Origin of the sequence: Paenibacillus sp. FSL M7-1414 (assembly GCF_038003195.1) — a bacterium.
Taxonomy (GTDB): Bacteria; Bacillota; Bacilli; order Paenibacillales; family Paenibacillaceae; genus Paenibacillus; species Paenibacillus amylolyticus.
Genome location: NZ_JBBOOS010000001.1, coordinates 5,099,460 through 5,114,097, shown reverse-complemented (window position 1 = coordinate 5,114,097; position 14,638 = coordinate 5,099,460). Strand labels below are relative to the sequence as shown.

The window sequence follows — 14,638 nt, the reverse complement described above, 5'->3', positions numbered from 1 at the left end:
TTTAATGGAATTTAATGTTCCTGAGGGCCTGCTGATTAGCGTTTGTCCGCTTTTTTATGTGCTGCAAACATTACATATGGAGGGATATCTTTTGAAAAGATGGAGTATGAACACAAAAAGTATGGGATGGATGCTTGCCCTGACACTAAGTCTGAGTGTGATCTGGCCAGCAACCGTTGGTGCGGAAAGCAACCAGGTTACTCGAATCCAGGCCAATACCTATGTTGGTGATCCTGGAGAGATGGTAGAGTCCTTTGACATTACTGTAGCAAATCCGGAGAAATATCAGAATCTGAAAGCTTCAGACTTCGAAATTACTGGCAATTATGATGGCTATCCTTTAAATGAAGCGGAAGAGATCATACAGAATGAGTATGAAGATGACGGGATAAAATTGACGATTCAGGATCATACCATCCATATGGAGGTCGAGCCGTTTAAATATCCTGGAGGTATGATTTCAAAATTTAAGGTTACGAACAAAACGTATCCAGAGCTATCTTTTGATGAGACCAATGTGGATAAGGTTGTTACCCGAACCGTCGATGATTTTGAAAAAGGTACGTACACGGGCAGCAACGGTGAAGCGTTGTCTTACCGTCTGAAGCGTAGTCCTTCCACCAACGCACAACCGCTTGTCGTATGGCTTCATGGCGGGGGAGAAGTAGGTACGGATGGTAGAAGTCATCTTACGGCTAATCGTGGAGCAGTAGTCTGGACAGAATCGGGGTATGATACTTCCGTGCTTGCTGTACAGTATCCCGAGAATTACAGTTTCAAAATTTACGATAACCCTGAACAACTGGCTAAAATGCAAGCATATTTTGTTGCACAATATGAGTTAATCCAGAAGCTGGTTGCTGAAGGTGAAGTTGATCCGAATCGGATCTATCTGTCTGGTGTTTCCAGTGGCGGTGGTGGTGCCTTCCGTTTCTTGACACAATATCCCGATCTGTTTGCTGGAGCGATTATTGTAGCGGCCAAGGATACGGTAGCGGATTACACCGGATCGGTAGAAGCATTCAAAAAAGAACTGAAAGATATTGTGGATGTCCCAGTATGGATTATGCATGCCAAAAATGATCCAACCACTGACAGCCGGACAAGCTCTTTGGCTTATCAGGCTTTGACTGAGCTTGGAGCCAAGCATGTCAATATGACGCTGTATGACGATGCATACATGGATAGCCAAAGACTGTATGGTGGCATGAAGCATTGGTCATGGGTACCGGCTTTTGACAACAAAGAAGTACTTGCCGACCTGTTCCAACTAAGCAAAGGAACTACAGGGGAACAGGATGGAGGTAACATAGAGCATGGAACAAAACCAACTGAGCCTGTGACAAGAGCGCAGATCGCCCTCGTGCTTGCCGACAAGTTAAATCTTCCTGAAGTATCCGAATCTGCTTACCCGTACACAGATTCTGCTCCTGAATGGGCTCGTCAGGCCATCGCAACAGTGACTAAGGCAGGATTGATGAAAGGTGTCAGCAATCAGATATTTGCCTCGGGAGAGGAAGTAACACGTGCACAGATGGCAGTGATCGTAGACCATATTTTGACGAGTCGCGGCTGGAATGATGCAGACGAGTCAACTGTAGTATTGTTCAAGGATTTGAATGATAAGCATTGGGCTTATGAAGCCGTTCAAAATAGTGCCAAAGCCGGTATTATGTCCGGTATTTCCAAAGATCAATTTGAGTCATCGAAGTCGGTTACAGGTGCTCAGCTGGAGCTGATTCTGCAACGATTGGAACAATTGCCAACAAACTAAGTTCAATAAACAACTTTATAATGATAAATAATGAGAGGAATGATTGATATGACTACACCATTTCCGAAAGACTTCCTATGGGGCGGCGCTGTAGCAGCCAACCAACTTGAAGGAGCTTATAATACAGATGGCAAAGGTCTGTCTGTTCAAGATGTAATGCCACAAGGGATTACAACGCCTAGAACGGAAGCACCTACAGAAGATAACCTGAAACTGATCGGTATCGATTTTTACAACCGCTACAAAGAGGATGTTAAACTGTTTGCTGAAATGGGCTTCAAAGTGTTCCGTACATCAATCGCTTGGTCCCGTATCTTCCCTAAAGGTGATGAATTGGAGCCAAATGAGAAGGGTCTGCAATTCTATGATGACCTGTTCGATGAGTGCCACAAATACGGGATTGAACCACTCGTAACGATCTCTCATTATGAGACACCGCTGCATTTGTCCAAAACATATGATGGCTGGGTTAACCGTAAAATGATCGATTTCTACGAGCGTTATGTAACAGTGCTGTTCAACCGTTTCAAAGGCAAAGTGAAATATTGGCTGACGTTTAATGAAATCAACTCCATCCTGGAGGAGCCATTCATGAGTGGCGGCATCTATACACCAAAAGCAGAACTGTCCAAACAGGATCTGTACCAAGCAATTCATCATGAATTGGTAGCCAGTGCCCTGGCTGTGAAACTGGGTCATGAAATTATGCCTGAAGCCAAAATCGGCTGTATGGTACTGAGCATGCCTACGTATCCGTTAACTCCGAACCCGGATGATGTGGTTGCAGCGATGCATGCGGAACAGCGCAATGATATCTTTGCTGATATCCATGCACGTGGGTATTATCCGAAATACATTAATCGTTATTTCAAAGCGAATAATATCAATATTAAGTTTGAAGATGGCGATGCTGAAATTCTGAAGCATACCGTAGACTTTATCTCGTTCAGTTATTATGTAAGTATCTGTGAGACTGGTGATCCCGAGAAACGTATCGAAGGAAAAGGAAACCTGTTCGCAGGTGTGCAAAACCCTTATCTGAAAGCAAGTGAGTGGGGCTGGCAGATCGATCCGCAAGGACTGCGCGTAACCTTGAACAAATACTGGGACCGTTATCAAAAACCATTGTTTATTGTCGAAAATGGTTTGGGCGCAGTCGATGAGCTGATTACGGACGAAAATGGCAATAAAACGGTGAACGATGATTACCGTATTCAATACTTGAATGACCATCTGGTACAGGTGGGCGAAGCTCTTGAGGATGGCGTAGAAGTGATGGGTTATACGTCATGGGGCTGTATTGACCTGGTAAGTGCTTCAACAGCAGAGATGAAGAAACGTTATGGTTTCATCTATGTTGACCGCAACAATGATGGTTCAGGAACATTGGATCGTTACAAGAAAAAATCATTCCATTGGTACAAGGAAGTTATTAGTACAAATGGCGCAAGTCTTAAAAACAACAACGAGTAAATACTAGTTCTATAAGCATAGTTGTGCAAGCACCTTCTGATGTCACATTAACGCACATTAACCGCTTTCACAAAAACATTGTCATATGGATAATTATATGGTAAGATGGGCCTAAGGCTAATGAATACTGGATTGTTACTGTTCAATCAGGCAAAACCAGAAGCGGGGCATATTTCGTGACCTGCTTTGGTTTTGCCTTTTACTACTTTGACGGTGCAAGGTGATGTGAAGAAATGAAAATTGAGAAGGTGCTGAACAACAACGTAGTTACCGTAATTGATCCGGGAGGAAACGAACTGGTCGTTATGGGACGTGGAATTGCCTTCAAAAAGCATACTGGTGAATCGATTGACGAGAGTCTCGTCGAAAAAATATTCTCGCTTGAAAGTAAGGAAGTATCACAGAAACTTAAAACACTTCTGTCTGATATCCCGGTTGAATATGTCGAGTGCTCGGATGAGATTATCCGTTATGCCGAGACGGTGTTAGGTGAGAAGCTGCATGAAAGCATCTACATTTCACTGACGGATCATATTCATTTTGCCATTGATCGACATCGTCAAGGATTGCAGATCCGTAACGCATTGTTCTGGGAGATCAAGCGCATGTACCGGAAGGAATATGCCATTGGACTCAAGGCGCTACAGATTATTGAGGAAACGTTAGGTGTCCTGCTACCCGAAGACGAATGCGCATTCATTGCAATGCATCTGGTTAATGCCCAGATGAACGGTGAGATGAGGGAAACGATCAGTATTACAAACATTGTTAAGGACATACTTAACATCGTAAGACGTAGCTTTGTGATTGAACTTGATGAAGATTCATTAAGTTATTATCGGTTTTTAACTCATCTGAAGTTCTTTGCCCAACGTGTGTTGCAAGGAACGGCGATTGAAGATAAAGAAGAAGATAACCCGCTTCATGACTTGGTGAGCAAGCAGTATCCGGAAGCACATGCATGTGCAGTAAGGATCAGCGACTATACGCGTAAGATTTATAATCGGGTGTTGTCCAAGGAAGAAATACTGTATCTGACCATTCATATTGAACGAGTTGTCAGAAATGAACAAACAATTGAATAAAGTTGGGATTGTTACTGCTAAAAAGGCAAAACCTAAACGTTGAATAATGATAAGCTTTTCTGCTTTGTCATTATTCAGTGTTTAGGTTTTTTTTTAACCTTCATTACACATAAAAGGAGCAAAACACAATGGATAAACAACAATTGTCCAAGGATATTTTGAAGCTTGTTGGTGGCGAAGAGAATATCGATCAAGTCACTCACTGTATGACAAGACTCAGATTTAACCTGAATGACAACCAAAAAGCGGACAAAGCGACGCTAAAAAATACACCAGGCGTTATGGGCGTGATGGAAAACGGTGGACAGTTCCAGGTTATCATCGGTAACGATGTGCCTATCGTGTATAACGCACTCGTTGGCAACATGTCCAAATCACCAAACGCAGATAATGCAACCTCAAGCGCTTCAACTGGGGAGAAGAAAAAGAGAAATCCAATAAGTGCGCTGTTCGACTTCATCTCAGGTATGTTTACACCAATCCTGCCTGCAATTACGGGCGCAGGTATGATCAAAGGTATCGTGGCCATCTTTGTCGCACTTGGGTGGTTGTCCGACACTAGTTCAACCTATATCATTTTGTCGGCGATTGGTGACGGTGCATTCTACTTCCTGCCGATCATTCTGGCAATCAGTGCTGCCCGTAAACTGGGTAGCAATATGTATATTGCCGCAGCGCTCGCAGCAGGGATTATGCATCCGACCATTACAGCACTGCTGGCGGATGGTCACAACTCATCATTTATGGGGATTACAGTCATAGCGGCAACGTATTCTTCTACAGTTATTCCTATTGTTCTAGCAGTTTGGATTGCTTCATATGTAGAGAAAGCCGTTGATCGTGTAACACATGCTTCACTTAAACTCTTGGTGGTTCCAACAGTAACACTGTTAATTATGGTTCCACTGACGTTGATGACAGTAGGTCCATTGGGTACGGTTCTTGGTAATGGTTTGTCCGGTGGTATTTCATGGTTGTTCGACAACATGTCCATCTTCGCAAGTATCTTGATTGGTGGTACGATGTCACTGCTGATCATTACAGGTATGCACTATGCGTTGCTGCCAATCGTTGTTGGTTCAATGACAACACTGGGTTACGACTTTATCATTCCACTGATGTTTGCAGCTAACTTGGCACAAGGGGGCGCAGCATTTGGTGTAGGTCTCAGATCGAGAAATAGCAAAACCAAATCCCTCGCGTATTCCACAGGTCTTACGGCTATCATGGGGATTACAGAACCAGCGATGTATGGTATCAACATGAAGTTCAAAAAACCGTTTATTGCAGCCCTTATCGGGGGAGCGATTGCCGGTGGGTTCATGGGTATCTTCAATGTTAAATCGTACGTTATTACAGGACTTGCAGGTCTGCCGAGTGTGGCAGCATTTATCAGTCCAGCAATTAGCACACTGCTCTATGCTCTGGCTGGTGGTTTGATTGCCATCGTAGCTGCGGCAGTACTGACGTACATTCTTGGGTTCCAAGAAGAAAATGCATCGGAGCCAGTAGCTGCACCAGCAGCTGAGCCGGCAACACCAGCAGCAACAACTTCTGCTGCTGTAACTGAAGAAGCAAAAGCGCAAGATGAGCAAGTATTCAGCCCGATCACAGGTGAAGTTAAACCGCTGAGCGAAGTTCCAGACCCTGCGTTCTCTGAAGAGATTATGGGTAAAGGATTCGCGATTCAACCATCTGAAGGCCGCGTCGTATCTCCGATCAACGGAACCGTGTTCTCGTTATCGAAGAGTGGACATGCCATTGGTCTGGTAAGTGATACAGGCGCAGAAATGTTGATTCATATCGGGATTGATACCGTGAAGTTGAAAGGTCAGTTCTTCTCTCCTAAAGTTCAAGCAGGTGCAAAGGTATCTGTAGGTGATGTACTAATGGAGTTCGACCGGGAACAGATCGAAAAAGCCGGTTACACAACGATAACACCAGTCATTATTACAAACATGCATCAGTATGAGTCCATCGAGTCTGCTGGTCGCACTACGATCAAAGAAAAAGACTTGTTGTTCACAGCTAAAGCTTAACCATAAAAATGAAACAGCAGCTTTACCGGATTACATTCCGGTAAAGCTGCTGTTTTTTTTGCTTATAGCCTTTTACACGGGAAGCATCCCCTGAACCAATTGCACAAAATGTTGTGCAGGCTTGGACAGATAACGGTTCTGCAACCAGACCAGCGCCGAGCCAACCGTGGAATGCTGGTCCTGAATGCGATATACGTGAAATGGGTGCTCGTGATATAGCTGTAGTACCGTGTGAGGCACGATGGAACTGGCGAAGCCGAGTCGGACCAGCTCGAGCAACATATTAATGTCTGAGCACTCACCCATGATGGAGGGGGTAACCTGATGCTCCCGGAACTTGTCCAGAATCAACTCGAACATGCCGAGTCCCTCTGTACTTGGAAGCAGTAGGGGGATACCTGTAAGCTGCTCAAAATAAGTCCCCATCTCCGCTCCTGGTCCCATCTCTGTCGGACTATCAAGCGGTGTTGAAGAAATATAGAAAAGGGGCTCCTGTGGCAGATGCAGCACCTCATAACGTTCAGTCTGGACAGGCATGCGTACACAGGCAAGTTCAACTTTGCCATCTTCCAGCAATCGGCATAATTGTGCAGACTCATTTTGCTGAATTTTATAGGTGACCTGTGGATGGGTGGTGCGAAACTGTTGCAGTGCTTGCGGGATCAGGCGATCCGATATGGTATTGATGCCGATGGCGAGTTTGCCCCGTATGCCGTGACGGAAACTTTGCATCTCCATTACAGCTTCCTCCATATATTTGGTCAAGGTAACTGCATAATCATAGAAGCTGCGACCCGCCTGCGTTAGTTCCATCATACGCCCTTTGCGTTCAAATAGAATCACACCAAGTTCTTCTTCCATTAACTTAAGCTGCTGGCTTAAGGGTGGCTGAGCCATGTGAAGTCTTCGGGCTGCTGCTGTAATCTGTTTCTCCTCAGCAATGGCAATGAAATAGCGACATTGTTTGATATCCAAGTGGTTGTTCTCCTTCGCCTGCAATGTATATGTAATTCGTATGGAAAGCCAACAAAACATGTATTTTTAATATACTACGATCTTATGTTACCATACATTAGATTTGCATACCTGACTAACAGGGCTTGGTTTCTATATGGATATTACTGCATGAGAAAGACCTTGAATTGGAGGATAAAACAACGTGGTTAGAACAATACATGATGCTGCTCAAGCGGGCCATACCGATGAGGTCATTCGATTTATCACACAACAGGGTAGCCGGTTGAATGAACGGGATGCATTGGGGCGAACACCTCTGCTGGCTGCGGTGCACGGTAACAAGATAGACACGGCAAGGATGTTAGTGGATGCCGGAGCCCACATTAATCTTCGGGATGCACGATTGGACAACCTGCTGTTATATGCGAGTGCTGAGGGTATGTATGACATGGTCGAATTGGCGATTACAGCAGGTGCGGATACGAGGTTAACGAATCGTTTTGGCGGCACAGCCCTTATCCCAGCAGCGGATCGGGGCCATGTGGACATTGTGGAGCTTCTGCTGACACGCAGTGATGTGGATGTGAACCATATCAACAACCTGGGGTGGACAGCCTTGCTGGAAGCGGTCATTTTGGGAGATGGTGGGCCGCGTCACCAGCAGATTGTTGCCTTGCTTTTGCAATATGGTGCAGATCCAAAGATCGCGGATCGGGATGGGATTACACCGCTTGCACATGCGAGCCGACATCGGTATGCCGAGATGGAACGACTATTAACCCAAGTCTGAAGAGACTTATACATTTATGATACAGAACAGTGAAAGGATATTCCAAACGAATGAACAGACATCAAGAGCATTTTTCACAAAAGAATATGAAGGACGTATCTTCACTGATTTTGGCAGGTATACAGTGGTTTTTCTTCCTGTTTACCAATACCGTTGTTGTTCCGCTATCCATTGGACATAATTTTCATCTGTCTCCGGATGCCATCGCTGCCTCCATGCAGCACGCATTTATCCTTACCGGAGCAGTGTGCATTCTTCAAGCCGTATTTGGTCATCGATATGCGATTATGGATGGTCCGTCAGGGTTATGGTGGGGATTGACGCTAAGTTTGACGGTATCTGCTTCATCGGCCGGTATGAGTCTGGAGCGTATCGGCGGTGGGCTGGCTGCAGGTTTTCTATTAGCGGGATTAACGATGGTGATTCTGGGCTGGCTGGGAGCGGCGCAAGTGCTGCAAAAGCTGTTTACACCCATGGTGAAGAGTGCCATGTTGTTTCTAATGACGATTCAATTAACCATGAATTTTTTCAAAGGTATGATTGGATATACGGAGTTTGGCCGCTTTAATCTGCCTGTTGCCGCATTGTCCGTTGTCATTGCATTTTTGGTGGCATGGATTCAATTAAAGGGTAGGGGGAAACTGGGGAACTACGCGATCCTGATTGGGATTGTGGCAGGCTGGATCGCTTATAGTCTATTGTTTCCTGGACAGCATAGCGGACAGCCTAATCAGGCCCCGGCTGGTCTCGAACTGTTTCCGTGGGGAACACCCAGATGGGAACCGGGTATTGTCATTACTGCATTTTTCGTGGGACTGGTAAATATGACGAATTCGATCACCACATTAAGCACAGTTGAGAAACTATACCGGACAGAAACAACAAGTCGTCAGTATAGGCATTCCTATGCGCTAACGGGTCTGTTCACGATGTTGTCAGCCTGTGTAGGTGTGCTGCCCTTTGGTTTATTTGCATCATCGATCGGGTTCCTGGAGAGTACTCGCATTCTGCGTCGTGCTGCCTTGATAATTGGAGCGGGGATGTTATGTGTGATAGGTCTTACACCTTCAGTGACAGCATTTTTTGCACAAATACCACCAAGCGTCGGCAGTGCGGTTTTGTTCGTGGCTTATCTTCAGATGTTTGGCACGGCACTAAGAACGCTTGAAGGTACAACGTTTAATTCTAAAACGATCTATCGTGTAGCGCTGCCGGTCCTCACGGGAGTTGCGGTCATGAATATTCCTGCGGAGGCCTTTCAAACTTTGCCCATGTATCTCATTCCGATCATAAGCAATGGTCTCGTCATTGGGGTATTGGTCTCACTGGTTCTTGAAAAAACTGTGAACTGGTCCAAAATGGAACAACCAGCGACAGTTAGTAAAGCGGCATAAAGAGTTTCATCTTGCGACAGTCCAATTTGAGTGGGCTGTTTTTTGTTTTTGTTACAGGCTTTAAGGCTATTTAACTATTTCACGATGATTTTGCCTTGTCCTGCAAGCATTCGCATCTCTCGGGAGAGACGGTCCTGGTTCCCATCCTGCATTTCGAGTTGAACACCATAATGCCATGAGGTATTTTTTTCTTGACCCCAGCGGAGAGTGCCTTCCATATATAGAGGGTCTTCAAAAAGCAACATATTCATTCCAATCCGAATATCGTTATTCTCTACAGGCAGGGATAGCGGAAATGACAGCTGACAGCCGGATCGACTGATATCGCAGAGTTCGGCCTGAATGGGTTTGGCTGGTGCGTTAACCCCGTTGATGCTAAGAATATAGATCTCAAAGTGGATCGGTTCCTTCAATGTGTATCGAAAGGGTTCTTTTCTATTGTTAATTGACATGGCTTGGCTTCCTCCATCAGGTTCAAAAAAAGTCAGTTATGCTTATATCGACCATTTGGAGCGAGAAATGAAGAGTTGCGCAAGCAGAGATGGTCCATGGGTTCCTTTTACACGTGTATCAGGCTTGATATAATGATGGAATATATTTCTGAGGTCAGACCTGGATCAGGCAGAAGGGACGGGTGAATATGAGAGGAACATTTCAAATGGTTACAGATACGGCAACATTGTGCCTGTATGATCTGGCAGCGTTAAAACATCGGCTTGAGGATACTTCGGACTGGTGGTCCATTCCAGTGGATGAGCTGGCTGAGGCGAATGCAGGGCATTGTCTGTTCTTGAATCTGGGTGCGGATGGAGTGTATGAGGTGGAATGGAGCCTGGAGGATGTAGAGGAGGATTCAGATCCAGATGACGGAGCGGAACGGGAAAAGGTGTATCATCTGCAAGTTCCGTCTGGACACGTCTATCTGGGAGCGGCGGATGATGTCACTGGGGGTGAATTGGAGCCGGATGAGACGTGTGAAGGGGTTCTCTTTCAGTTAAAGCCCGGAAATTATGCGTGTATCGTCTCCAGAGAAGCCAGTCGGATCACCATTGTCATGACACCAAGTATTCAAGGAAATAACATGCTGGATGAATTAATCCGGATTTAGTGTACAGATACAAACAGGAGGGATTCATATGCAGGATTGGAACGAGATAACGATGATGAATACAGATGCCCTGCGTAAACGGATGAGAATACTCGCTGCTTTGGATATCATCTTTTCGGAGGAAGAATGGCTACGCGTTCATCATTATGAAGATAAAATTCAGCCAGGTCTGGCATGGGGAAACATCAATAACGGCGCAGGTGATCATCTGCATGTCTTGTTTACGAACTCAGGCACGTTGATCAAAGGATTTGATCATGAGTCACCCTTGAGCCCACATGCTCGTGAGGACGGAGAAATCTATCCGGGCATGTACGATGAAGTGCCGGAGGCCTTAATGGCTGTACTGCGAGATCATGAGGAAACGTTGGATATGGAGGATGTGACCTTTTGCCTATGGCAGGAAGGGAACGACTTGCCATGGAAGGTTGGTAACTGGATTCAGCTGGCGATGGCCAAGGAAGACAAAGCGGACGCCAGAGGTGGCGCAGAATTTTTACTGGGATATTTGGAGAAGAACCCGGTAGATTACGTTGATTGGGCCAAAGGGTACTATGACTTGCCGGATCTGCCGTTGGAAGCCGTAGCTGAAGTATATGAAGGAAAACCGGTGACCGCCAGCCTGATTAAGCAGTTGTGTCCTGAGCGAGATGTGGCAGCCACACTGGGTGAGTTGCAGCAACGCGAGTACGCCGTCGAACAAACGTAACAGAGTAAAGAAGGGAGGTAGGGAAGCCATGTACAAAGTGCAACTGGAGCGTATGCGTGAAAAGTTGATCACTCTCCGAAGTCTGGACCCGGATCTGGAGCTGTTTGGCGCAGAAAACCATGAATATGAAATGGCACCTGTATGGACGCAGGAGGATATTACGCAATTTGAACAGAAATGGCGAATTGAGTTGCCGGAGGACTATAAGATATGGCTTCTTCATATGGGAACAGGTGGTGCAGGGCCTTATTATAGTCTGGAAAACCCGGATGACGGCGTATACGCTGTTCTGGGTTATAACGATGAGCTGAACGCGGTCTCGGACCCTTTCCAATTCACGGAAGCATGGAACTGGAACTATGACTGGTTCGATGACAGCAAGGAAGAAGAGGAATGGGAAGCGCTGGAACACGAATATTTTGATCCAAAATGGTCGGCAGGCATGCTGCGCATCAGTGATTTTGGCTGTGGCATCTCTATGAATCTGATTGTTAAGGGAGCCTCCTACGGAGAAATCTGGGTTGATGACCGTGCTAACCGCAATGGAATCTATCCTGATCAGTATTGGGGCAATACGAATCGATTGCATTTTCTGGACTGGTATGAGTTGTGGTTGGATCGTTCAATCCATCAAATGCATGAACAAAAGCAACAATCTGGAGCGAACGAAGTCTGAAGGAGGTTGTACATATGGGCTGGGAATATGGGATTAGAACAACGGAGTCTGCGATTTTACCTGAAGTCGTGAAGCGTTTGGCAAGTGCATTAACGTTTACTGATATGTACATCCTGGAACGTTTTTCCAACGGCTTTGTATTGAAACGTGAAGATCCTTCCTGGCCTAGAGCCCTTGAAGTGTGGATGGAAGAGGCTTCCGGGTTAGAAGAGATTGTCGATGGGGATTCGTATATCTACTGTTTGTTTCATATCTGGGGTGAAGAGGCGCGGAGCTGGATGCATCAGATGGAGCAAGAAACCAGGCAGTTTGATGGTGGTTTAATCTGGTTTGAACTCTGATCGGTAAGAGATTTGCCTGAAACAGGAGGAGCATATGGCTAAAAAATCAAAGAGAACAATTCCTGCGCTCATGTATCAGTATCAAGGTCCACAGCGGAATGTGGGTTTTGTTTTATCCCCTTTATACATAGAAGAATCGGTTGAAGTAGAGATGGAAGACATGCTGTTCATATATAATGAAGACTTTGACTACATTCGTCCTGCATTGGATCGCGCATTTCCCTTAATTGACCCGCGAACTGGAGAAGAGATGAAGGTACTTGATCCCTGCTGGGAGAATCCGATTACGAAGGAAGTGTGGGTGGGGATTTTATCAGAGCTGGATCAACAGGTGGTTGCAGAGCCAGAATTACGGATTTTTTTGAATCGGTTCACCACTTGGGTGAGAAATCATCTGCAATTGGCCGACGGGATCGAAGTCACCGGCAATTTGTAAGTTAGTTGATCTTGAATTGTTCATGCGTGTACGTAATTCAGTATATCGGCAGACGAAGTGCTATGTAATCAAGCTCCTTCATGATGATGGCGGAGCTTTTTTTGATGAATAAAAACCGTTTGCTTCACTCACCCGTCTTATACCACAGAAAGAGAGAGAAGGAGGGATGCGGGGTGGAAACAAAAGCAGAGATGAACCAGAGGATCTATGTACAGACCGAAGACGAGACGGAATTTGTGCAATCTATTATGGAACATCAAGATACGCTCATTTCCATTGCCTACAGTTATCTGCGTACCCAGCAAGATGCGCTGGAAGCGGTACAGGAGATGACGTGCCGAGCTTGGATCAAACGTCGTACGCTGAACAATGAGAAGGCGTTCAAGTCTTGGATCATTCGGATTCTGATCTATGTCTGCATCGATGAACAGAGGCGCCGCAAGCGGGCAACACCTCTGGCGAAGGAGGATATGGAGGGCAGTATTCCGGCATCATGGATGATTAGCGTTGACGATAATCGAATCGCTATGAAATCTCTTTTGCAAAAGGTGAAACCGAAATATCGCCATGTATTATTGCTGAAATATTATAACGACATGACACTGACGGATATTGCCTCCATCCTCGGCAAACCGGAAGGGACGATCAAGACCTGGCAGCACAAGGGGCTCCAGCAGTTGCGCAAGTTGATGAGGAATAGGAGGGATTGGCATGACCACTAACCCGGAGGAGAAAGCACTTCTTGCAGATGCATATCAGGTGAAAAGAGAGAAACAGCAATGGAATCCGGCGGATACGACTGTTGCAATTCAACGTGGTCTCGCGATGGTTAGAACAAAAAGATCAGGTAGGACCTTTCGTGTCAAATGGATCACGGCAGTGCTGGTCACGGTTCTGGCTGCGGGTTGGTTTCTCTTAGGTCCGCTTGGGAGTTATGGTCAAGAGCAGGCAACATATACTGAGCCTGTGACCCATTGGGGAGTACTTGAACCCTTTCGTGAGTTGGCAACCGATGTGGAAAAAACCACGATAACATCAGCAATTAATAATGGGTATGTGCAACTTGTAGATCAGACGGTTACATCGGGCATATATGCGTTTACTGTGAATGCAGTTATGGCAGATGAGAATAGAATAACGGTATTGTATACTGCCAAAACGGATGCTTCGCAGGAGATGTATTCGACTGTCAATATGAAGATGACGGATGCATTGACAGGCGATTTGCTTGACAACGGAAGCTCAGGCGGTGTGTATTTTTCGAAGGATAAGCATATAGTGTATGGTCGAAGTACAATTGATCGAAATCGAAATAAACCATTGCCTGATCAAGTGAATCTACAATTCCAGCTGTCTTCAGTTGTGCCAGATGTGGGGGATTATACAGACAAGGGGGAGAAAGAACGAAAATATCAATTTTCCAAAAAAATGAATGTTTCTTTCCCTCTGGATCCCAAGTTTTCTATCCCCAAAACGGAAGTCATTAACGTTAATCGGACTTTTACTCTTGGAGGGTATGAGGTCTTTTTGTCGGAGGTGGAGGTGTCTCCGTTGGTAACTCGGGTCAAATTTGTCCATGCACCTGATCAAGAAATTGATTACAAAACGAAGTTGTCGCTCAACGAGATTGTTCGGCCTATCGAGATCATTTCGACCTCCCGTAATGGGAAGCAGACCAAGTTATCCATGGTAGGTGGAAGCGGATCGGAAGATGGAATGATGTATTCTTTCAGTAGCAATCTGTTGGACCATCCAGAGTCCATGGTATTAAAACTTAGTGGTAAACCAGATAAGGTCTATGATGATTTGCAGGAAGCCAAGAATGATGAACTGGAAATCAAAATCAAATAAGATGA

Annotated in this window: 15 protein-coding genes; 13 read left to right on the top strand and 2 right to left on the bottom strand. The window is 45.5% G+C overall.

The annotated features are described in order from the left end of the window. Window positions 1-91: 91 nt before the first annotated feature. The 4 genes from MHH92_RS22190 to MHH92_RS22175 all read left to right on the top strand — a co-directional run bounded on the left by MHH92_RS22190 (window position 92) and on the right by MHH92_RS22175 (window position 6,371). A complete protein-coding gene (locus MHH92_RS22190) occupies window positions 92-1,774 on the top strand; it encodes an S-layer homology domain-containing protein (RefSeq protein ID WP_340906336.1) in 1,683 nt (560 codons plus the stop codon). Between the two features lie 48 nt (window positions 1,775-1,822). After that, window positions 1,823-3,247 (top strand): glycoside hydrolase family 1 protein, encoded by a 1,425-nt coding sequence (locus MHH92_RS22185; protein WP_445744682.1) that lies wholly within the window; start codon window positions 1,823-1,825, stop codon window positions 3,245-3,247. A gap of 233 nt (window positions 3,248-3,480) precedes the next feature. After that, a complete protein-coding gene (gene licT / locus MHH92_RS22180; RefSeq protein WP_036668684.1) occupies window positions 3,481-4,332 on the top strand; it encodes a BglG family transcription antiterminator LicT in 852 nt (283 codons plus the stop codon). A 128-nt stretch (window positions 4,333-4,460) separates the two neighbouring features. Beyond that, window positions 4,461-6,371, top strand: a complete 1,911-nt coding sequence (locus MHH92_RS22175) for a beta-glucoside-specific PTS transporter subunit IIABC (protein WP_036668683.1) — start codon at window positions 4,461-4,463, stop codon at window positions 6,369-6,371. Window positions 6,372-6,443: 72 nt separating this feature from the next. On the opposite strand, the gene MHH92_RS22170 is transcribed toward MHH92_RS22175, so the two are convergent. After that, the gene (locus tag MHH92_RS22170; protein ID WP_340906332.1) at window positions 6,444-7,346 is read right to left on the bottom strand and encodes a LysR family transcriptional regulator; all 903 of its coding nucleotides are present in this window, start codon (window positions 7,344-7,346) and stop codon (window positions 6,444-6,446) included. A 184-nt stretch (window positions 7,347-7,530) separates the two neighbouring features. Here MHH92_RS22170 and MHH92_RS22165 point away from each other — a divergent pair, with 184 nt between their 5' ends. Both MHH92_RS22165 and MHH92_RS22160 read left to right on the top strand, forming a co-directional pair. Continuing rightward, window positions 7,531-8,118 (top strand): ankyrin repeat domain-containing protein, encoded by a 588-nt coding sequence (locus tag MHH92_RS22165; protein WP_340906331.1) that lies wholly within the window; start codon window positions 7,531-7,533, stop codon window positions 8,116-8,118. Between the two features lie 50 nt (window positions 8,119-8,168). Then, window positions 8,169-9,512, top strand: coding sequence for a uracil/xanthine transporter (locus tag MHH92_RS22160; protein ID WP_340906328.1), 1,344 nt, complete (start codon window positions 8,169-8,171; stop codon window positions 9,510-9,512). Window positions 9,513-9,586: 74 nt separating this feature from the next. Here the strand turns inward: MHH92_RS22160 and MHH92_RS22155 are convergent, their stop codons facing one another. After that, the gene (locus MHH92_RS22155; RefSeq protein ID WP_036617371.1) at window positions 9,587-9,964 is read right to left on the bottom strand and encodes a PilZ domain-containing protein; all 378 of its coding nucleotides are present in this window, start codon (window positions 9,962-9,964) and stop codon (window positions 9,587-9,589) included. Window positions 9,965-10,152: 188 nt separating this feature from the next. On the opposite strand from MHH92_RS22155, the gene MHH92_RS22150 reads away from it, so the two are divergent. The 7 genes from MHH92_RS22150 to MHH92_RS22120 all read left to right on the top strand — a co-directional run bounded on the left by MHH92_RS22150 (window position 10,153) and on the right by MHH92_RS22120 (window position 14,633). Further along, window positions 10,153-10,620, top strand: coding sequence for a DUF6386 family protein (locus MHH92_RS22150; RefSeq protein ID WP_340906324.1), 468 nt, complete (start codon window positions 10,153-10,155; stop codon window positions 10,618-10,620). Window positions 10,621-10,648: 28 nt separating this feature from the next. Next, window positions 10,649-11,329 (top strand): hypothetical protein, encoded by a 681-nt coding sequence (locus MHH92_RS22145; RefSeq protein WP_340906321.1) that lies wholly within the window; start codon window positions 10,649-10,651, stop codon window positions 11,327-11,329. Between the two features lie 28 nt (window positions 11,330-11,357). After that, window positions 11,358-12,005 (top strand): SMI1/KNR4 family protein, encoded by a 648-nt coding sequence (locus MHH92_RS22140; protein WP_340906319.1) that lies wholly within the window; start codon window positions 11,358-11,360, stop codon window positions 12,003-12,005. Window positions 12,006-12,019: 14 nt separating this feature from the next. Next, window positions 12,020-12,346 (top strand): hypothetical protein, encoded by a 327-nt coding sequence (locus MHH92_RS22135; protein WP_340906318.1) that lies wholly within the window; start codon window positions 12,020-12,022, stop codon window positions 12,344-12,346. 34 nt (window positions 12,347-12,380) lie between these two features. Next, a complete protein-coding gene (locus MHH92_RS22130) occupies window positions 12,381-12,782 on the top strand; it encodes a hypothetical protein (protein ID WP_076328201.1) in 402 nt (133 codons plus the stop codon). Between the two features lie 173 nt (window positions 12,783-12,955). Then, window positions 12,956-13,504: a sigma-70 family RNA polymerase sigma factor gene (locus tag MHH92_RS22125; protein WP_340906315.1), complete on the top strand. Its 549-nt coding sequence runs from the start codon at window positions 12,956-12,958 to the stop codon at window positions 13,502-13,504. Then, a complete protein-coding gene (locus MHH92_RS22120; protein WP_076328200.1) occupies window positions 13,494-14,633 on the top strand; it encodes a DUF4179 domain-containing protein in 1,140 nt (379 codons plus the stop codon). Before MHH92_RS22125 ends, MHH92_RS22120 begins: the two co-directional genes overlap by 11 nt. Window positions 14,634-14,638 lie beyond the last annotated feature (5 nt).